Annotated in this window: 15 protein-coding genes; 7 read left to right on the top strand and 8 right to left on the bottom strand. The window is 56.4% G+C overall.

The annotated features are described in order from the left end of the window. Positions 1-131 precede the first annotated feature (131 nt). A complete protein-coding gene (locus tag SFX18_05120) occupies positions 132-443 on the bottom strand; it encodes a hypothetical protein (GenBank protein ID MDX1962512.1) in 312 nt (103 codons plus the stop codon). 636 nt (positions 444-1,079) lie between these two features. On the opposite strand from SFX18_05120, the gene nadA reads away from it, so the two are divergent. Further along, complete coding sequence (gene nadA, locus SFX18_05115; GenBank protein MDX1962511.1) at positions 1,080-2,216, top strand: quinolinate synthase NadA; 1,137 nt, start codon at positions 1,080-1,082, stop codon at positions 2,214-2,216. A gap of 33 nt (positions 2,217-2,249) precedes the next feature. On the opposite strand, the gene SFX18_05110 is transcribed toward nadA, so the two are convergent. From SFX18_05110 to SFX18_05100, 3 genes are all read right to left on the bottom strand, one after another. Beyond that, positions 2,250-2,690, bottom strand: a complete 441-nt coding sequence (locus SFX18_05110) for an SAV_6107 family HEPN domain-containing protein (GenBank protein MDX1962510.1) — start codon at positions 2,688-2,690, stop codon at positions 2,250-2,252. Further along, positions 2,659-3,261, bottom strand: coding sequence for a nucleotidyltransferase domain-containing protein (locus SFX18_05105; protein MDX1962509.1), 603 nt, complete (start codon positions 3,259-3,261; stop codon positions 2,659-2,661). Before SFX18_05105 ends, SFX18_05110 begins: the two co-directional genes overlap by 32 nt. 66 nt (positions 3,262-3,327) lie before the next feature. Further along, the gene (locus SFX18_05100) at positions 3,328-4,725 is read right to left on the bottom strand and encodes a tetratricopeptide repeat protein (protein MDX1962508.1); all 1,398 of its coding nucleotides are present in this window, start codon (positions 4,723-4,725) and stop codon (positions 3,328-3,330) included. Positions 4,726-5,068: 343 nt separating this feature from the next. Between SFX18_05100 and SFX18_05095 the strand changes: the two genes are divergently transcribed. From SFX18_05095 to SFX18_05085, 3 genes are all read left to right on the top strand, one after another. Then, positions 5,069-5,311 carry a hypothetical protein gene (locus SFX18_05095; protein MDX1962507.1) on the top strand — a complete coding sequence of 81 codons (243 nt, stop codon included), beginning with the start codon at positions 5,069-5,071 and terminating at the stop codon, positions 5,309-5,311. After that, positions 5,308-5,658: a hypothetical protein gene (locus SFX18_05090; GenBank protein ID MDX1962506.1), complete on the top strand. Its 351-nt coding sequence runs from the start codon at positions 5,308-5,310 to the stop codon at positions 5,656-5,658. Before SFX18_05095 ends, SFX18_05090 begins: the two co-directional genes overlap by 4 nt. 280 nt (positions 5,659-5,938) lie before the next feature. After that, positions 5,939-6,484 carry a hypothetical protein gene (locus SFX18_05085; GenBank protein ID MDX1962505.1) on the top strand — a complete coding sequence of 182 codons (546 nt, stop codon included), beginning with the start codon at positions 5,939-5,941 and terminating at the stop codon, positions 6,482-6,484. A gap of 7 nt (positions 6,485-6,491) precedes the next feature. Here SFX18_05085 and nadB read toward each other — a convergent pair whose 3' ends face one another. Next, complete coding sequence (gene nadB / locus SFX18_05080) at positions 6,492-8,096, bottom strand: L-aspartate oxidase (GenBank protein ID MDX1962504.1); 1,605 nt, start codon at positions 8,094-8,096, stop codon at positions 6,492-6,494. Positions 8,097-8,251: 155 nt separating this feature from the next. After that, complete coding sequence (locus tag SFX18_05075) at positions 8,252-12,610, bottom strand: hypothetical protein (protein MDX1962503.1); 4,359 nt, start codon at positions 12,608-12,610, stop codon at positions 8,252-8,254. Positions 12,611-13,015: 405 nt separating this feature from the next. On the opposite strand from SFX18_05075, the gene SFX18_05070 reads away from it, so the two are divergent. Both SFX18_05070 and SFX18_05065 read left to right on the top strand, forming a co-directional pair. Then, entirely contained in the window at positions 13,016-13,741 is a 726-nt protein-coding gene (locus tag SFX18_05070; GenBank protein ID MDX1962502.1) for a lysophospholipid acyltransferase family protein, read from the top strand. Between the two features lie 75 nt (positions 13,742-13,816). Continuing rightward, positions 13,817-14,797, top strand: coding sequence for a phosphatidate cytidylyltransferase (locus SFX18_05065; GenBank protein MDX1962501.1), 981 nt, complete (start codon positions 13,817-13,819; stop codon positions 14,795-14,797). Between the two features lie 53 nt (positions 14,798-14,850). On the opposite strand, the gene dprA is transcribed toward SFX18_05065, so the two are convergent. After that, the gene (gene dprA / locus SFX18_05060; protein ID MDX1962500.1) at positions 14,851-15,999 is read right to left on the bottom strand and encodes a DNA-processing protein DprA; all 1,149 of its coding nucleotides are present in this window, start codon (positions 15,997-15,999) and stop codon (positions 14,851-14,853) included. A 571-nt stretch (positions 16,000-16,570) separates the two neighbouring features. Between dprA and SFX18_05055 the strand changes: the two genes are divergently transcribed. After that, positions 16,571-17,914, top strand: a complete 1,344-nt coding sequence (locus SFX18_05055; protein ID MDX1962499.1) for a DUF1501 domain-containing protein — start codon at positions 16,571-16,573, stop codon at positions 17,912-17,914. 91 nt (positions 17,915-18,005) lie between these two features. Here the strand turns inward: SFX18_05055 and SFX18_05050 are convergent, their stop codons facing one another. Continuing rightward, positions 18,006-19,514 carry a hypothetical protein gene (locus SFX18_05050; protein MDX1962498.1) on the bottom strand — a complete coding sequence of 503 codons (1,509 nt, stop codon included), beginning with the start codon at positions 19,512-19,514 and terminating at the stop codon, positions 18,006-18,008. Positions 19,515-19,781: the final 267 nt, after the last annotated feature.

Genomic DNA, 19,781 nt, shown 5'->3' with positions numbered 1-19,781 from the left:
GTGACATTATGTTAATGAATTATGGCCGTGATCATCCAGCAAGGAACGGCGGACGCGTACCGCTCTCTGGGAATGGTTATAAACACGCGGTGGCCAAGCGATGTTGACTAAAATCACGACTTGACGGTCCATCACGCCTTAATCTTTTGCGAGTCCGCTGCATTGGTTTGATCGGCCTTGAGTGCAAGCTGACGCTCCAGCAGACCGATACGCTCCTCCTTGGCGGAAAGCAGTCGCTCACAACCACTTAACAAAAACCCATACCACGACACTACAGCTAAAACCACTCCGCCCCACATCAGGTGAAGATTACCGACGAACCATGCATAGCCAATTATTGATAAAGCCGCCGCGCCTAGCAAAATAATCGCGAATAGGGGCGTCGTCTTGCGATGGAGTTCCAGCAAAGGTGCTGCAATACGCTCGCAAAGTGTTGGTGGCATAGCGCTCCGTCTCATGCAAATATTTTACGTGGAATAGATTTTTTGGGTCGAGATCAAATAATTCATTAAAAACTCATCATAACGGGCGGGTTCTCACATCCTGGCCAGCTACAAAGCGATTCAATCGTATCGTACCGCTTTCAAAAATTCCCGTCAAACTATTTGTCTTGTAAACGAGTTAGTGTTGTGTGGTGGCGGGAAACTATGTTGTTTTACATTAGGCCATACCTTGCGAATTTTAGCGTGTGATCAGCACAAATTGCAAATTCTGATTCGGCTACGCCGTTGTCTCTCAGAATTGAACCGATTAACTGCGATGACTGACTTTTCTCGCGGGAATGCCGTATAATGGGCGCAGGGTTTTCGCGAGTTTTTTTTCCCCGCCCCGCACCCCCCGACCCGCGACCCAGGTCCCCCGAACCCCCGACCCACTTTCCGCCGATACCATCGGCGGCTTTGTACCGACCTGTACACCATGTCCCGTATCCCGTAAGTCCCGTCTCGCGACCCGCAATTACCGACGAACTGACCTCCGCCGCTCGCCTGTTCCCTGTTCCCTGTTCCCCGTTCCCCGCTCGCCCGTTCCCTGTTCCCCGTTCCCTGCTACCCTCACCCCTGTCTCCAAGCATCCCGCCCATGACCGCCACACTTGCCGCAACTCCCGGCGATGTCAAAGCTTACAAATCGCTTCCCAATGCCGAACTGATCGCCCGCATTAACGCCGTGCGGGCCGAGCAAGGAGCGCGGCTATTGATCCTGGGACATCATTATCAACAGGATGAGGTGATCGCGCTGTCCGACCTGCAGGGGGATAGTTACCAACTAAGCCAAATGGCCGCCGCGAGCCAGGATTGCCGGGCGATTGCGTTTTGCGGCGTCCATTTTATGGCCGAAACCGCCGACATCCTGGCCAACCGCCCCGAAAAACTGGCCGAACGCGCGGGAGAACACGTCACCGTGGTCCTGCCCGATCTGGCCGCCGGTTGCTCCATGGCCGATATGGCGGGCATCACCCAGGTAGAAAACTGCTGGGACGAATTGGGCGAGTACATCGACACCGCCGACATTACCCCCGTGACCTATATTAACTCCGCCGCCAGTCTCAAGGCCTTTTGTGGGCGGCATGGGGGGATCGTCTGCACCTCCAGCAATGCCGCGGCGGTCCTGGATTGGGCGTTTGCCCGGCGCAGCCGGGTGCTATTTTTTCCAGATCAGCACTTGGGCCGCAACACGGCCAAGGCCATGGGAATTCCCCTGGAGCAAATGTGCGTCTGGGACCCCTATGAGCCGGTCGCCGGGGGGAACACTGCGGAACAGTTGCGCGCCAGCAAAGTGTTGTTGTGGAAGGGGCACTGCTCGGTGCATGCCATGTTTCGGCCCGAGCATGTCGATTTGTTTCGCGGCAAGTATCCGGATATAAAAATTTTGGTTCATCCGGAATGCGCGATGGAAGTGTGCGATAAGGCGGACATCAAGGGGAGCACCAGCAAGATCTTGCAAACGGTGGCGGCCGCCCCCCCCGGAACGAAATGGGCCATCGGCACGGAGTTGCATCTGGTCAATCGGCTAAAACAACGGCATCCCGAGCAAGAAATTCACTTTCTGTCGCCGGTGGTCTGCATGTGCGCGACCATGTATCGCATCGACCTGGCGCATTTATGCTGGAGCCTGGAACATTTGGCCACGGGCGCGCCGGTCAACGTGATCCAGGTTGACCCGGAAATCGCCGCCCAGGCCCTGACCGCGCTCGAGCGCATGCTGGCAGTGAAGTGAAGCTATGCGGGAAAGGCAAGCAAGTCGAAATGATCAAGAGAGATTTGGATGCGTTTTGGCAATCCAGTTTTCCACGGATTGAGCAAATTGGGTGGCGGTATTAAATAGTTCCTCCGCATCGTTGGCGGAAACCACTCCTTCGGTATCATAAACCAAGTCATTGCGAATACGGCGACAGCGGTCAAAGTAATCGGCCATTTTGCCGTATTGTCTACCCAGGGCTAGTTTCAAGGCGACAAAGGTGGTGCGATGAGCGCCTTCCCCTTTTACCCGGTAACCCGCGCAGGCAATTGCCATTTTGGCCGCTAAGAGCGCGGCCTGATAAGCGATGGCAAAGCGATTATCCGTGGAAAGGCCGGGAATGGCCGCATCGGCCAGATTGCGCGCGACAACCCCCCTCAAATCCGCCAGTTCGTTCCGGCTGGTTTGATGGGGAGTGACTTTACCTTCGGTCAATAAGGTGTTCCAGCTCATCGGGATTGCCTATGAGCCAGATTTTGTCACGGGATAGCAAGGAATGCAAGAAATGTTTTTTTTGCACGATCTTTTTTTGAAATTCATCCCTCCCGTGGATGATGGCGTTGATCGGACGCCGCAAACGCAGCTCCATTTTGCCCAGGACTGGAACCAACTCCGCCAGAGTGACGTCACCCACGATCAAGAGGTCCACATCGCTTCGGGAATGTTCTTCCCCGCGAGCCATCGATCCATAGACCAGTGCCCATTGAATGCGGCGCGCCCAAGGACGCAATGCCATTCGCAGGACATCCGCCAATCCCGAGGTTTTTTCCAGTAAACCGCGTAATTCCGCTAAAAAAGGACAATCGGGATCGCTGGCATAATACACGCGATTACCATCCGACCAACGTTGCAAGATGCCCGCGCGCGTCAAGGCCGCCAGGGGGCGTTGCAACGTCGAGGGGCGACGTCGCAGCCGTTGGGCCAGATCACTCAAATACCAGGAATTCCCTTCTAGCAGGAACACCGTCAGGAGTTCCTGCAGGGGACGAGTGAGCAGCGGATCGATCGCGGATGACTTACGCATAATACGTAAATAATAACGCAAAATGCGTAAATGTCAATTTAACCGGCGATCCGTTAAGAACACGCCTTAACGGGGGGGCGTGGGATTGCCCGGCTGGCGGGGACGGGTCGATTGGTTGCCCGCGGGGGCGGCATTGGCCACGGACGCCGTCGGAACCTCGCGCCACGGCTTCCCTTCCTTGTACACGGCCATTTGTTGCGTCAACCGCTGGGCCGTGTTTCCCTGGGCCTTTTCCAGGCCATGCTTGGCCAGTTCCGCCGCCGCCTCAAACTGGCCGCTATTGGCAAAGGCCGCGGCCAGTGTCTCTAAATAGCGCGGGTCGGCGTCCCCTTCTAGCTCCATCGCTTTTTGGGCCAGGCTGACCGCTTGCTCGGCATTGCGCAGTTTGGCGTCGGGGCAGGTTGCCATGATCCAGGCGAGTCCCCGCAGGGCCGCGCCGGACTGCGGATTGAGCTGCGCGGCGGCCTGAAACTCTTGCGCGGCAATCGGGTAGTTTTTGATAGCCAGGTACATTTCCCCCCGGGCCAGCCGCAATTCGGCGTTGCGCGGGTCGGCCTTGACCGCAAAGTCCAAATCCTGCATCGCCTCGCGGACTTTACCCAGACGGACCGCCGCTTGGCCCCTTCCGGCAATGAACGCCGCGTCTTGGGGATTGAGCCGCAGCGCTTCGTTAAAATCCCGCCAAGCTTTATCGTACGCCCCCAGTTCATAATGCAACTGACCACGGTTAAACCAGGTGTTGGCGTGCGTTTTGTTCATTTGCAAGGCGCGCTCAAAATCCGCTAAGGCCTCGCGTGGGTGTTGCAGGCTGGCGTGGCTGACCCCCCGATTATGGACCGCTTTCCACAGCGTCGGGTCATACTGCAGCGCCAGCGTAAAATCCTCTACCGCCATGTCGTAAATCTGATTTTCAGCGTACTTTTGGCCCCGTTTGTTGTACGCCCAGGCGAGCAGTTTGCGGCCAAAGGCGGTCCCTTCTTGTCCGGGCTTTTCCTTGAGTCCCTCTTCAGCAATGGCGATGACTTCGCTCAGTTGGGCGTCATCGGCGGCGGTTTTGGCTTTTTCTGCGGCTTCCTTGAGGAGGATTTGGCCTGGATTGCCAGCGGCGGCCGCGGCAGCAAGATCGCTAGCAGCCGCGTCATCTAATTGAGTTGGCTCTTCGGGTACCACATTTGGCCCCGCTAGCGTAGGGACCTGCGGCGCGGTCAAACTGGCATCCGCCAGACGTTCCCCGGGTATTGCGGCAATCCGCGGTGGTTGTGCGGGCAAGCGCCGGGGGGGGGTGGCCGCAGTGGCGGGAACCTTGCGCGGCGCGGGCCGGGGAGATTGGGCAAAAGCATCAGCCGACAGGCTAATCCCAGCGGCGAGGAATCCCCCCGCCAGGCAAAAGCCAAAAGCTCTTGCCAGTTTGTTCCGTTTGTGGCGAGTGTCGTTTTGAGCCAAATCTGCGGAAGAATGCGGCATGGAAGCGACCGATCGCATAAGGGACTGGTTGGTATAAGGACAAGCCCCGGGCGGTTGCAACCGCTGGCGGAGTGGATGGATAAAACCGCTGGCGCGATGGCCCGCTGAATTGTCCCGCTGGAATAAAGTGCGCGATAGAGCGCAGTTCCGGCGGACAAACGGGGGACCTAAAGGTATTTATCGGCAGGTGGTGCCGAATACGCCAACTTTGCGGGTTGCGCGGCCTAAAAAAGTGATGCTAGTGGCGAGGGGGGGCATTGCTACTATGCCAGAATTGAAAATCACCGAGTTTTTCCAGGTGGAATTGTCATGGGGGGTGGAATAAACTTAAAATTGATGCACGATGCCATATTATTTCTATATTTGGGATGGTGTTAACGAAGAGCATCTGGCCGAACATGGAATCACCATAGACGAGTTTATCCATGTGGTTAGCAACCCCCATCGATTGGAGCGGAGCAGTTCTTCAGGGCGTTGGATTGCCTTTGGCTATGTGGAAGAGCGGTATTTAGCGTGTGTTTACGAACAATTTGACGAATTCCAGATCTACCCGATCACCGCTTACGAAATCGAAGAAAATTTATGAATAAAAATCAACACATTCGGCGGGCATTGACACTTGTCGAACAAGCCAAAGTGGACGATTCGCGGCGCGCAATCGCTGCCGAACGGGAAGAGATACTATCCCGGGGAAAAATTTATAAACAAGAGGCGGATGAGGAACGAGCTATTTGCCGGGAAATTCTGTTTGCCTTAAAAGCGGCGCGGTTGGATCAAGCGGAACATCCCGGTGTGCAACCTTCCGCGGATCATCCCAATTTAGTGGAGTTGGAGAACGCGGCGGAAACTCAACTGACCATTGCGGCCTTGCACCGCTATGCCACGGCCATGGGAAAAGAACTAAAAATTAGCCTCGTTAGCGCGGGTGGGTGATATGTTGCCAAGTTTCGTCACGTAGCCAAATAAGCGAGACGACCACAGTGCAAGGAATGGAAATTTTACCACGTTTTGCCACGTCTGATTCCCATTCTTTATCCTATCGGGAATTCGCCAAGTTGTATTCCGAAATAACCGTCTGAACAATTGAAAACGTACTAGCGTATAAATCAAATCCTAAGTATTACCCAGTTCTCGTTCCCTGCTGGGTTTTCAAGACGCCTGCCATTGTCATGCAAAAGGGATAAACCCCGGATTTGCTTAGCTGGAGGTCAAAATGACTAGGAATGCTATATTCATTTTAACCGCAGTGGTGCTATTGCTGTCATTTTGCGCTGTATGGACAATTTCGCAAAATCCCCAAATCACCTTTGTTCGTCATCAAGTCAATTCCCAGGGGAACCTAGAAGCGGTCTTCAAGTTATCCAATCCACTTCCGGTTGCTTTGAAATACGTTGGTCTACCTGAAGTCGCTTGTTGCATTCAATATGAACGGGATGTCACTGGTTGGAATGATGACTGTGGACCAGACGAATCATTATTCCCTACACCTACACCATATCTTGTACTATCGCCATATTCCTCAACGCATTTAATCGTTCGTCGACATTACAACAGCAATAAGCCCTTAAAGATTAAAGCAAGGTTTCAACTGATGCCCGCGGAAAACAGTTGGGATAAGTTTATCTGTATGCTTCAGGATTCTTGGCGAGGTTATTTTAGCACACCACAAGGTTTTTCATTTGAGCAATCCTCACGCGAGTTAACCATTCGCAGCGATATTGCGGAGCCTTGGACAACTTATCCCGATAAGGCTCCTTAAAAATTCCTCACCCCCCCTCCCAGCGAAATTGCAGGTGTCGCCGCCAGTGCGTGTCGTCGGTCGCGGGGTAATCCGTCCGCACGTGGACGCCACGGGTTTCAGTCCGGGCCAGCGCGGCCTGGATGATCAGCCGCGACACGATCAGCATATTTTGCAGCTCCCAGCCCCCGACCGTGTTAAACTGTTTGCTGAGCACGTACTTGCACCAGCGGTCGATGTCTTCCTTGGCCTCTTGCAGCGCCGGGCCGTCCCGCCGTACTCCCGCCGACCGCCACATCAGGCTTTTGAGCGAATTGCGAATATCGCTAAGATCCAGCGGTTCGCTCATTGTCTGTTCGGCCAGCTTGGCGTTTTCGATCGGTATTGGTCGAAAATCATGATCGTGGCTGGCAGCCAGTTCGGAAACTTGCTCACCCACGTGCGCGCCAAAGACCAGTGCTTCGAGCAGGCTATTGCTAGCCAGCCGGTTGGCCCCGTGCAGGCCGGTGCTGGTGACTTCTCCCGCCGCCCAGAGGTTGGGCACGCCGGTCCTTCCCTGCAGATCGACGGTAATGCCGCCGATCATATAATGCGCGCCGGGGCGGACGGGAATGGGGTCGCGGGTGATATCCAGGCCAAATTCGGCGCACATGGCCCGGATGCCGGGAAACTTGGACCGGACCATGTCCGGGTCGAGGTGGCTCAGATTCAAATACACATTGGGATGGCGGGTTTTTTCCATCTGGTTGACGATGGCCCGGCTGACCACGTCGCGCGGGGCCAGCTCTAGCCGGGAATCATAATCCGACATAAAGCGATAGTTGCTCCGGTCCACCAGGTGCGCCCCCGCGCCGCGGATCGCCTCGGTAATCAGATTGCGGCTGCTGCCGGCGATATAGAGCACCGTGGGGTGAAACTGCATAAACTCCATATCGCGCAGTTCCGCCCCGGCGCGGTAGGCAATGGCCAGGCCGTCGCCAGTCGCCGCCTCCGGGTTAGTCGTTTCCCGATAAATTTGCCCCGCTCCACCGGTGCACAGGATGGTTTGCTTGGCCCAGATAAACGTCTTGCCATGTTCGGCGTTCCAGACCAGCGCCCCCCGGCAGCGGTCGGCGTGGGTGAGCAGATCAATCGTGAATGTCTGCGGCCAGCATTCCAGGTTAGGGAGCGCGCGGGTATAGTCCAACACCGCCCGCATGACCTCTTTGCCGGTGGCGTCCCCCAGGGCGTGGACGATGCGGTTGTGGCTGTGCCCTCCTTCGCGGCCCAGGGCGATTTCGCCATCTTCCTGGTCGAACCGCGTCCCCCAATGGATCAGCTCGCGCACCCGTTCCGGCGATTCGCGGACCACCATTTCCACCACCGCCGGATCACACAAGTTGCCCCCCGCGGTCAACGTATCCCGCACATGATCCTCAAAGCGGTCCTCCGGATCGAGTACGCTGGCGATGCCCCCTTGGGCGTATTGGCTATTGCTGTGCAGAAAGTTGTCCTTTGACACGACTAGCGTGGAAAGCCGCCGGTCGATGGCAATCGCGCTGCGCAAGCCCGCCAATCCCCCGCCAATGATCAGCACGTCTGTAAAAAAATGTGGGACGCGCTTGGGATGGAACGGGACCAGGTAGCGATGCATGGGTGGAATTTGGAGACTGGTTTTTGGAGTTTGGTTTTTAGTGGTTAATTTATCGTTTTCACGTAACGCAAAGATTGTTATTCAAGGTTAACGTCTCGAAAAAAGCATTCTACCGCTCACCAAATACCATAAACCAAATACCAAAAACCACCACCCTACCCCCCCGCGGCCCCTTTTTGATAAGCCTTATACAATTCGCGGTATTCGGGGGGCGGGGCGGTCTTGCGCGATTCGCGATTACCCCGCGCGGTGTCGTCGGATTTACTGTCCCCCGCGCGCGTCGCTTGCGGAGGACGCAGACCCAGGCTGCGCAACTTTTCCTGAAGTTTTTGTTGGGCCGCTTTGCCAGCTGGATCGTCGTTTTGGGCCGCCTTGCGCATTTGTTCCCAGCGATTGACAAACTTTTGTAAATCGTCGGGCGTCCAGCCCAGCTCATCCAGCAATTTCTGATCGACTTGCTTTTTGTCGAGTTGCTTTTTCAGCCGGTCCAGCATCAGGTCGGTCGCTTTTTGTGAATATTCCAGATTGGCCGCGTCCTCCTCGGTATCGGGACCGCTGACATCCGCCGGAGCGAGAGGCGCATTGGGGTCGACTGGCGTGTCGCCTCCTTCCCGCGGCAGGCTGCTGCGGCCCATGCCGGGCTGGTCCCCCGGTTGTTCGCCCGCTTTGCCCGCGGGGTCTTGATTGTTGGATTTGTCGTTGGGGGGTTCTTTACCGCCGGGCTGTTGGTTATTGGCGGATTGATCGCCTGGATTTTTTTGGTTCGATCCTTTATTCGCCGGATTCGATTTCTCGGATGCAGCCTTGTCAGGCTGGGCCTTTTCCGGTTGGGGCTGGTTCATCCCCTTTTCTCCGGTTGCGGCTGGCGGATCACCAGGATTTTGCTCGGGATCGCCGCCGGTTTTATTGCCCGATTGGCTGCCGTTGCCAGCCTGGTTGCCCGCGGATTTGCCAGTCGGCTTGTCGGCGGTTTGCTGATCGCCTGCCTGGGTGCCAGTTTCGCCCATCCCCTGTTCGGAAGAGGCGTTGGCCCCTTCGGGATCGGACATTTGGCTGCCAGCGGAACCGCGTCCGGCCTGCGGACTTTTTTGCCCGCCACCTTGCTGGCCGCCGCCGTTCCGGTCGCCCGCTTCCTCGCCGCTGGTGGAAGAGTCATTCCCCTTATTGCTAGGGGATTGCTCGTTGGTCTTGCTATCGGGGTTGCCCATGGCGGTTTTGGAATTGGTTTTTCCTTTCTCTTGGGCGTCGGGCGAGCCCATCGGCGAACCGCTTTTGCCGTTGGCGTCGGTGTTATTAGGGTTCTGGCGATTGTTGGGATCGGTGGCGTCCCCTTTTTGGGTGTTGGCTTGCTTCCCTTGGCTGCCGGAATTTCCCGGGGGCATGTCGGATTTTTGCGATTGCTGATTGCCGCTTTTTTCGGTGTTGTTTTTCTCGCCGTTATTCTTCTCCGGCTGGTTGTTATCTGTGTTGTTCTTTTCTGTGGCGCTTTGTTGGTTGCCTGGTGTCGGAGATTGATTCCCACCAGGCATGGGTTGGGAAGAATTCATCGGCTGCGCCGAATTCATGTTCTGGGCATCACCGTTGTTGGGGGAGGGATTCATCTCCGCGGACGGATTCATGCCCGAATTCGTTGGGGGAGTGTTCGTGGGCTTATTGCTGGTCCCTTTTTCCGTGGCGTTTTGTTCGGCGGAAGACATGGGGGAAGAATTCTTTTCGCCTCCTTGGTCAGTCTTGCCGGGTGTTTTTTGCGAGTTCTTCGGGGAATTGTCCTGTGGCATGTCCGGCTGCGCAGCATTCCCCATGTTTCCCTGTTGGTTATTGGAGTTTTGGCTATTTTTGTCGGACTTGTTGGAATTGGCGCTGGGCGGTGATTGCTCGGGTGGGGTCTGGTTTTGCGGAGCGTTGTCACCGGGGGACTTTGATTGCTGGTTTAATTCTTTTTGCAAATCCTGAAATTCCGGATTGCGCTGCAGCTTGTCAAAAATGTCGCCGTCGCTGGAACCATCATTTTTGAGCGGCTGCTGGTTGTCCGCGCCACGACCGCCAGATTTGTTTTGTTGGCTGGAACCGCCAGTGGAATTTTGCTGGTCACCCATCGGCGGCGGGCTGGAATCATTGGCGCCGGTATTATCCTGATTCATGTCCGCAGGGTTGGTGTTTCCCCCTGGATTCTGGGCCGTGTTGGCAGAGGGAGACTGCTCATTGCTATTTTGCCCCATGGGGGGTTGTGCACCTTCGCCCATATTCCCCTGGGAAGAGTTATTTGGCTGCGAGGGATTTTGGGGATTTGCATCTCCCATTTGTGGATTTGCGCCGTTAGGCGACGGATTTTGGTTATTGTCAGCCGAGTTTTGTTGGCCCGGCTGCATCGCTTGATTGGGCGATTGTTGCTGGTTGGAGTTGGATGATTGGCCAGGATTGTTTGGTTGGCCCGAATTGTTTTGGGGGTTGGAGTTGTTTTGGGGTGTGTTTTGTCCCGACGGTTGCGGATTTTGCGTCGGGTCGTTGCCGCTGTTCATCCCCGTGGGATCACCAGAGCCTTGGTTTCCTTGGCCCGGTGGTGGCTGGCTTTGGTTGGGATCTTGCGGCCCCTGGTTTTGACCCATGTTGCCGGGTTGATTGTTTGGCTGCCCATTATTTTTCTGTTCCGGGTTAATTTGTTGGTTAGGGTTATTTTGTTGTTCTGGATTTTGCTCATTCGGGGGGGGGTTCCCCATCTCACCCGGCATCGGCGGGGGATTGCCGGGATTTTTTTGATCTTGATTGGGTTGTTGGTTTTGTGGTTGTTGCGGGGGTTGCTGCTGATTGTTAGGGGGGGGATTGCCCATATTTTGCGGCTGTTGCGGCGCGACCACGCGCAACGTGCGGCGGGTGGATTGGGTGATGTTGGCGTGGGGGTGTTTATTGTCGGCGGCTTCGGCGTAGACCTCGATTACGTCGCCCACTTTTAATCCCCAATCCCGCGGTCGGCGAGCGTCGACTTTTTGCAGTTTTTCCCCGGCGCGCAGCGTGGCGGCATTGGCCAACAGGTTATCGGTAAAGGCGGGTTTGCCACCTTTGAGCCCGATCAGCTTGACATATTGCAGGCCAAAGTCCGGGTCGCTGGCCAACACCTCGAATTTGCAAATTTGATCGACTGGAACGGTGATCTCCGCTGATTTGGGTTCGAGCAAGTCCACCAGCGGCGATTCATCGCGCAGTACCTTGATCGTGTGGCGAATGGGATCGGGATTGGCTTGTTGCGAAGTGTTCAAGAAACGCGGCACATAACTCGTGAATTGCGGCAGGCCCGCCGCGCGGTCGGCGAACTGCAATTCCAATTCACCGGTGGCGGACTGGTCCTGAGCCTTGAGCGGCAGCTTAATCGGCTTTTCGGCGGCGGTCAGCTCCAGCCAGGCGCTGCCAATGGGCTGGTTGGAACTGGTGAAAATTTTTACCCGGGTCCCTTCCAGCGCGGCAATGTCCCCTTCGCCGCCGCGCGTTTCCACGGGCAAGCCGGTGTACTGGGGATAATGAAATTCCAACTTTTCCACAAACAGATTGGGCGCGGGGGTCACGGTGACCGTGTAGACATCGCTTTTGGCGTCTCCCGCCACCACGTAATAGCGCAGGCTTTGTTGCAAACCGCGTTTCGTCGGATCCGTGGGATTGACGGTTGCCTCCCCTTGCGGGGCAGGTACGGGTAACTGGCACTGAAACCGCTTGACGCCCTCGCCCGGCGTCAATGCCACCGGCTGGTCCAGTTGCGACTCGTCCGTGGTTGTATAGTACAGCGTGACCGGCTCATCGGTATGCAGTCCAGAGATCTCCGCGCTAATGGTCACTGATTGCCCGCGAAACACGTGCGCGTCCCCCGGCGTCAGCGTGTCAATTCTCACGCGCGTCGGCTGGTCGACATCGGCCCAGGGAAAGACCACGCGGGTGGCTGTTTGAAAGGGATTTTTGGGCGAAATTAAAAAGTACAGGGCAAACGCCAGCACCAATCCCACCAGCACGTAGCCCCACCGGATGATTTGTTGGCGATCCACGGTGGTTTCGATGGATAAATCATGGATACCGCTGGCGGCCTGTTTTTCCAACGCCTGATAGATGGCCTCGGGAACATCCTGTTGATGCTGGCGAAACCACAAATAATTGATCAGGCTATTTTTGAGCGTGGGCCGGGTTTCCTCGATGGTGCGGGCGGCGTAATACGGATTGATGCGATACTGCACCAGCGGCCAAAAGAATTGCCAGGCGTACCAGCCCCCTCCCGCCAAGAGCGCTACCCAACCCAGCACCCGCCCAATGGTCCCCAGCCCGCCGGGAATCACCCAATGATCCAGGACCGCCATTCCCAAAAAAAACGCCAGGCCCAGCACCAGTAGCACCACGCCGCGCTGGATCAACTCTACCTGCTTGACCTGGGCGCGGGTGCGTTGGATTTGCCGGTCCAAGAACTCGCTTCCCCGCGCGGGCGGGTTGGCGGTGCCGGATGGAGAAAGGGGGGGGCTGACCAGGGAGCCGCTTGCCATGGGTATCGCTCCACTCCAAGGCGGAATATATGTTGTGTAAAATTTTGCAAATTCAAAGCTGCGAAGTAAGCGGCTAGGAAAGCCAATCTCGCAATTCACCCCCCGGCGCCGCTGTGACTGTATTATAGACGCGGAGACGGGGCAAATTGATCCCCTCGATTTCGGGAAAATTGTTTACGGCGGTTTAACCCGAAAATTCGGCAATTTTAGCGCGATTTTGACGTATCAGCGGGGCGGAAAATCGGGGAACGTCGATCATCCATCCGCATTTCTAGATTTTTTAACCGAAATGCGCATCCGTGTGTGACGTGCCATGTTGGGCTGGCAACCAAACAGCTAATTCCACCCCTTTGCCCAGAATCCCCAGTCTTCGACCCTTTTCCAGTTTTGGCGGAACACGTTAAGATGCAACGGCAATTGCTGTCGATCCCCTGGTCCTTTCCCTGGCCTTTGCCCGATGTCCGGCCCGCCCGGCCCCGGACAGAGCCTCCGCCGGCACACCCTTACCCGGAACTGACGTTTCCCTTTATGACAGGCACGCTCTTGGCAACCTTGGCCAAAATCCTCAGCGGCAGTACTTCGCGCTGGGTTGATTGCCAGCCGGAAACCTGCCAACGGGTATATTTTGCCAATCACACCAGTCATTTGGACATGCTGGTGATTTGGTCGTCGCTGCCGGCGCATTTGCGGGTTAACACGCGTCCGGTCGCGGCCAAGGATTATTGGGACGCGGGTTGGGTTCGGCGTTATATCGCCACCAAGATCTTTGACGCGCTGTTGATTGATCGCAAGGAGGTCAAGGTGCATCAAAGTCCCGTCGATTTAATGATCCGCGAAATCGGAACAAAAAAGTCGTTGATCTTATTCCCCGAAGGGCACCGCAGCGAAGGGGACGAGATCGGCGAATTTAAAAGCGGACTGTATTACCTGGGTAAAAAGCGCCCCGACCTCGAGCTGGTCCCCGTGCATATCGATAACATGAACCGCATTCTCCCCCGGGGAGAGTTTTTACCCGTGCCGCTGCTAAGCTGCATCACGTTTGGCTCGCCAATATGGTTGGAAAAAGGAGAGCCTAAAACGGAGTTTTTGCAGCGAGCCCGCCAGGCCGTAAAGAACTTGAAAGAGATCTAAGTTTGCCGCGGCAGTTAATCGCCGACAACCACACGCCCCGCCTTCCGCCACCCCACCCCCCGCCGCGCACCGCCCATGTCCGATTGGAACACCATCGCGCTGGTACTTATCGTGCTGACGCTCTTGGCGGGGGCGACGATTGCGGGGCAATTTCTCAGCCAGCATCCGGATCGCGGGCTGAATCCGGCGCTGGTGCGGACCTTTAACAGCCGCATCCGGGCGTACTGGTTGCTACTGTCCATTTTGGCCGCGGCCTTTTTGGGGGGGAGCGGCGGTTATGGCGTCACGTTTGCCCTGTTTGGTTTTTTGTCCTTTTGGGCCTTGCGGGAATTTATCACCCTGACCCCCACGCGACTGGGGGACCACCGCGCGCTGTTTTGGGTGTTCTTTTTATTTACACCCCTGCAATACCTCTTGGTCAGCTTTGACCAATACGGGCTGTACAACGTGATGATTCCGGTGTACGCGTTTTTATTTATTTTGGCCCGGGTGGCGATTGCCGGCGATTACAAACGGTACCTCGAACGGACGGCCAAGATCCAGGCGGGGCTGCTAATCTGCGTGTATAGCCTCAGTTATGCCCCGGCGATTTTACACCTCAAATTAGGCACTTATGATTATCTGGGGGTTAAAAGCGCGTGGGAAGGCTCCAACTCCGGCTTGTTGTTTTTCTTTGTCGTCGTCGTCCAGTTTAGCGATGTGCTGCAATTTGCCTGGGATAGCCTGTTGGGCAAGCGGGTCATCGCCGCGCATATCAGCCCCAATAAAACCTGGGAAGGCCTAGCGGGGGGCATCGGCAGTACCGCGCTGTTGGCCATGTCGCTGTGGTGGGTCACGCCGTTTCAGCCCTGGGTGGCAGGCGTCATGGGGATGTTAATTAGCATCATGGGTTTTGCCGGGGGTATCACCATGTCCGCGGTCAAGCGCGATCGAGGCGTGAAGGACTATGGCACGCTGGTCGTGGGACACGGCGGGGTGCTGGACCGGATCGATAGCATCTGCTTTGCCGCGCCGGTTTTTTACCATCTGACCCGCGCGTTTTATCAATTGGGCTAAGCGCGGATAACAGCGGTGTATTTACCACCCAGGCCCAATGACGCGGTTCCGCATCAACGCCGCTGGACCATCTGTCCGCTGCCGCGGCGCACCAATCGTCGCATTTCCAGCACGCTCAGGGTGGAAAGGACTTGCGGAGCGGATAGTCCGCTCGCGCTAATGACCTGGTCGATGGAGATGGCCTCGCTGCCGATCGTTGCCAGCACGGCCTTTTCCGGATCGCTAAGCTGCAATTCCGCCGGATGCTGAATCTCTGTCCCGCTGATCGTCGGCGTCCGCGCCACCAACGGGCCAAGTTCCTCCAGCACATCATCCACGGTTTCGACCAGCTTGGCCCCGTCGCGAATCAACCGATGGCAACCCCGCGATACGCGCGAATCAGCCCTTCCCGGCACGGCAAAAATCTCGCGCCCTTGTTCCTGCGCATGCCGCGCGGTAATGAGCGCGCCCGAACCGGTGTCCGCCTCGACCACGATCACGCCCAGCGCCATGCCGCTGATGATGCGGTTTCGCTGGGGAAAAGAGCCTTTCATGGGGAGCGCGGCGGGCTGTGATTCGCTGATCACGGCCCCTTGGCGCGAAATTTCCACGGCAAGCTCGGCATGTTCGGGGGGATAGATATTAGCCACGCCCGATCCCAGGACGGCGATCGTGCGCCCCCCCGCGGATAACGCCGCTTGATGCGCTGCGGCGTCGATGCCACGCGCTAATCCGCTGATAATGGTATAACCCGCCCGGGATAGTCCGGCGGCTAGCCGCTCGGCCATCAATTTGCCATATTGAGTGCAATGCCGCGTGCCGACGATGGCTAGTGCCAGTTGATCCGTTGCCAGCAATTCGCCGCGCGTAAAGAGCAAACCGGGGGGGGTGTCCAATTGACTGAGCAACTGCGGGTAAGTTGCGTCCCCCGGCAAGCAGGTGCCAATACCTTGCGACTGCCACTGGTCTAATTGAACTTGAATGGCCTCCGGCGGGGGGGCTTGCTGCACTTCGCGCAAAAGCTTAACACCGACCCCTGTAATTTTGCGCAATTCTGCCGGTGCGGCGGAGAATACTTGATAAGCCGTACTAAAATGTTCGAGCAAGGTGACGCGCATTTTAGGGCCAATGCCGGGAACGAGGCAAAGGCGGACTTCCGCTAGCCTCAACTCCGCCGAGGTGGGTAGCTGCTTCGATTCTGCGGAAGAAAAGAGACTGGTCAACTTTGGTCTCGTGCTACAATTAGTGAAGAGAAAAATTGCAGAGCAATTGTTCAGCGAACACTTGTGTAAACGAATGATTCATAAGTTGCAACCCAATAAAATTGCCTTGCCTTAACCATACTAAATGGGGGGGTTTTCAATAAGAATCTCAATATAGTAACCTTAATATTTCAATCAAGCTGCCATAACAAGGGTAGAGTTTAAGTAATTAAAATTTAGATTAATAAATTGATAGAATGAATTATTTCTAGCCTATTCATTGTCGAAATAATTTTGTATTCTTTGGGAGCAACGGCTCTCTTGGTGCTTGGATTACTGCCCCAATCCAACCCTTGAGAGCCGTTCTTTTTTTATATTTTTAAGGGTTTTGAGGGGGAAATTTTCCTCAAATTTTCTCGGTTTTAATAAAAATAAATTTGCGGGAAGGCTCAACCCGGGTATAAAATCGGGGCTAGCGGATACCCTGTTACTTGGTGGATGTGTACGAAAACCGCCAAGCCCCGCCAAGGGTTCCTTTTCCCCCCCCGGGTCATTCTTGCAGCGCTCTGGCCTTGCCAGGGAGGAGCAATTCATGCTGACGATTCTTGGTCCCCGTTCGGCATCCACCTTTTGTGATGGCCTTTCACGACGCGGCTTCTTGCGCATTGGCGGCATGGTCATGGGCGGATTGACATTGCCCCAAGTCCTGCGGGCGGAAGCCGCCGCGGGAAAATCGTCCCCGCACAAGGCGGTTATTCAGATCTTTCTGCCCGGCGGGCCGCCGCACCAGGATATGTTTGATCTCAAGCCCGAGGCACCGGCGGAGATCCGCGGCGAATTTCAGCCGATCAAGACCAATGTCAGCGGCATCGAAATTTGCGAGCATTTTCCCCGCATTGCCGCGATGATGGACAAGTTTGTGGTAATCCGCTCGATCATTGGCGCGACGGGGGACCACTATGCCTTTCAGTGCCATACCGGGCGTCCCCACCAACGCCAACCCCAGGGAGGGTGGCCCTCTTTAGGTTCCACCCTATCCAAGCTGCAAGGTGCGGGAAATTCCGCCGTCCCCGCTTTTGTCGGCCTGGCCCCCCGCATGGGGCATATGCCCTGGGCCGATAACGGCACCGCCGGCTTTTTAGGGGTGTCCCATGCCCCGTTCAAGCCAGTTGGCGAGGGGAAGGGGGACATGGTGCTCAATGGCATTACCCTGGACCGATTGCATGATCGCAAGGCTCTTTTGGCCAGCTTTGACAGCTATCGCCGCGATATCGACCAGTCGGGCATGATGCAAGGCATGGACACTTTTCATCAGCAGGCCCTGGGCGTGCTGACCAGCAGCCGTCTGGCGGAGGCACTGGACATCACCCGCGAAGACCCCAAAACCGTTGCCCGCTATGGAAAGGGAGACCCCAATAATCGCGATGACGGGGGCCCCAAACTGATGGAACAAATGTTAATGGCCCGCCGTTTGGTGCAGGCGGGCGTGCGCTGCGTGTCGTTGGCCTTTAGCCGCTGGGACTGGCACGGACAGACCTTTGCCGCCGGACGCCAGGACATGCCCATGCTTGACCAAGGGGTCAGTGCCCTGGTGGAGGATTTGCACAACCTTGGTCTGGACCGGGATGTGGCAGTGGTGGTGTGGGGAGAATTTGGCCGGACGCCACAAATCAACAAGGACGCGGGACGGGACCATTGGCCCCAGGTCAGTTGCGCGCTTTTGGCGGGAGGAGGCTTGCGTACTGGTCAGGTCATCGGTTCGACCACGCGGGACGCCGGCCATGCCAAGGACCGCCCGGTCCACTTTGGCGAAGTTCACGCCACGCTGTATCACAGCATGGGGATCGATGTGAACACCACCACGGTCCGGGATTTAACCGGCCGTCCACAGTACCTAGTGGATGACAACCTACAACCGCTGCGGGAACTTGTTTAGGCGGGTGTGGTGTCGATGCGCCTCTGTAAAGGTCTTGGGGAATTCTGGCGAATTCGGCTCGTAAATTGAGTCGGAATTCTGGCGAATGCCGCTACCAGAAAAATTCCAAGCCCAGCGACACGGATTGCAAGAAGATGTTGCTGGTGGTGTCAATCCGCGCGGGGGGGCTAAAGTCAAAGCGGATTTGCTCTTGCGCGGTTGCCAATCCGCCAAAGACCAAAATATCGTAGCTCCCCCGTAGCGTGCAGTTGGGGGAAAGATGATAAGCCCCCAAGAGGCTAAATTCCGCCAAGAACCCGGCCACATTCTGGGTGGCCTTGGTCTGAAACGGATCAAATCCGGCGAACACATAATCCGAGGTCTGGCTGGCCATGTTCAATAGCGCCGCGCCTTTGCCGCGCACGCCCCAGTACCAGGTTTCCCGCTGGTCAAACCACTCCCCGCCGATCTGCACGCCAAACAGGTCGTTGTCGGTTTCGATGGTGTAATCCACGCCAAAGACGCTGGCGGGATTTTCAAACTGCCGCGACCGCCACACAAAGTCTTCTTCCAGAGAGACATAACGCAAACCCAGGATCAACGACGGCGTGTTCCCCTGGGTAAATTGCCGCGACCAACTGCCATCGGGATTCATAATCATCCGATCGCGCCCCAACCGCCGCCGTAATTTATAGTTAAGCTCCATGCTGGAAATCCGCGACCGGGTGTCCAGCGTCCATTGATCGGCGGCGTTAAAGCCCGGTAGGGCCAGATTGGGCAGGAGGATCAAATTGTCGTCGGAACGGGTTTGCAACCCATCCTGCATTTCAAATTCGTTCACTCCCAAAAACGTAAATTCCAAGCTGCGGTCGCGGTTGAGATAATCCCGCTCTAGCAGCATCCCGTAAGTCGCGCGCAGGCCAGGCTCGGCCCCCCACTTTTGGCCATAGGTATTGATCACAGGCGCGGTTTGCAGCCCGGGGGCAAATTCAGTCCCCAAAATCTGCCGTTCATCGGGCCGCGTCCGGTGAAACATCACAAAGTCAAGCTGGGCATATCGCCGCCCATTAAAAAACCAACTGCCGGAGCTCCAAGGCTCGGCTGGTTGGCCAAATTCGTCACAATTGCCATCCGCGCACGGAGAGCCTGGTTCGTACACGGTCTCCCCAAATTGCGGTGGCAGGTATTCCTCCATCACGTGCGGCTCAGATACGACCGTCGCCGGACTGGTGCTGCCCGGCGCCTGAAAGAGCGGCTTGGGTGGCATGCCATCCGGCTCGGCCAATTGGGGCTGCGCTGTTTTGTTATTGCTTTTGACAGAGGGAGCGGTTGGGGTTGGCGGGGTGGGGAGCGCGCGATCCGGAACGGCCGCTGCCGGGGGTTGGGTCGCCTCGTCCGCAATATTGCCCAAGTCGCCAAAGGGGTTTGTATCCGCCTGGGCCAGCAAGTTTTGCCGCTGGGGAGCGTGTGTCGGGCGCGGGTTGCTTCGCTCAGGAGAAACGGAGCCTGCCCGCGGGGAATTCATTTGCCCGTACGCCGCCGGGGAAATGTTATCCAGGCCGTAACCTAATGCGCCGCATAGTGTTCCTAGTGCCGCCAGTTGTCGCCATGCTGCTTTCACGTTGACTAACCCTCCGTGTTTCGAGACCCAGGGCCGCTGTGCCGGCGAAGCGCAAATGTTTGCCATAAATACGGTTAGATTGGCGTCCGCTGGAAGATTTTCCTGTGCTGATACAGCTCAGCCCACGGTCGATAGCCGGGTGTTGCACAGGAAAAATCGGTTATCCGCACAGCAAAACAACAGGAATAATCGTTAAAATCAACGAAAAAGGAAAAGTTTGCCCAGTTTCCGCAAACCGCCGAACGATGGGCGCGATCAGTGGATTAC

The organism is Pirellulales bacterium, from assembly GCA_033762255.1.
Lineage (GTDB): Bacteria > Planctomycetota > Planctomycetia > Pirellulales > JALHPA01 > JANRLT01.
Note: the sequence above shows the minus strand (reverse complement) of the source record. Positions and strands in the feature narration are given on the sequence as shown.

What these genes read in the sequence shown, in the direction of transcription:
- SFX18_05065 (MDX1962501.1), top strand. Translation starts at nt 13,817, where the DNA reads ATGTCCGATTGGAACACCATCGCGCTGGTACTTATCGTGCTGACGCTC.
- SFX18_05085 (MDX1962505.1), top strand. Translation starts at nt 5,939, where the DNA reads ATGACTAGGAATGCTATATTCATTTTAACCGCAGTGGTGCTATTGCTG.
- nadA (MDX1962511.1), top strand. Translation starts at nt 1,080, where the DNA reads ATGACCGCCACACTTGCCGCAACTCCCGGCGATGTCAAAGCTTACAAA.
- SFX18_05090 (MDX1962506.1), top strand. Translation starts at nt 5,308, where the DNA reads ATGAATAAAAATCAACACATTCGGCGGGCATTGACACTTGTCGAACAA.
- nadB (MDX1962504.1), bottom strand. Translation starts at nt 8,096, where the DNA reads ATGCATCGCTACCTGGTCCCGTTCCATCCCAAGCGCGTCCCACATTTT.
- SFX18_05110 (MDX1962510.1), bottom strand. Translation starts at nt 2,690, where the DNA reads ATGAGCTGGAACACCTTATTGACCGAAGGTAAAGTCACTCCCCATCAA.
- SFX18_05100 (MDX1962508.1), bottom strand. Translation starts at nt 4,725, where the DNA reads ATGCCGCATTCTTCCGCAGATTTGGCTCAAAACGACACTCGCCACAAA.
- SFX18_05120 (MDX1962512.1), bottom strand. Translation starts at nt 443, where the DNA reads ATGCCACCAACACTTTGCGAGCGTATTGCAGCACCTTTGCTGGAACTC.
- SFX18_05070 (MDX1962502.1), top strand. Translation starts at nt 13,016, where the DNA reads ATGCAACGGCAATTGCTGTCGATCCCCTGGTCCTTTCCCTGGCCTTTG.
- SFX18_05105 (MDX1962509.1), bottom strand. Translation starts at nt 3,261, where the DNA reads ATGCGTAAGTCATCCGCGATCGATCCGCTGCTCACTCGTCCCCTGCAG.
- SFX18_05075 (MDX1962503.1), bottom strand. Translation starts at nt 12,610, where the DNA reads ATGGCAAGCGGCTCCCTGGTCAGCCCCCCCCTTTCTCCATCCGGCACC.
- SFX18_05095 (MDX1962507.1), top strand. Translation starts at nt 5,069, where the DNA reads ATGCCATATTATTTCTATATTTGGGATGGTGTTAACGAAGAGCATCTG.
- SFX18_05055 (MDX1962499.1), top strand. Translation starts at nt 16,571, where the DNA reads ATGCTGACGATTCTTGGTCCCCGTTCGGCATCCACCTTTTGTGATGGC.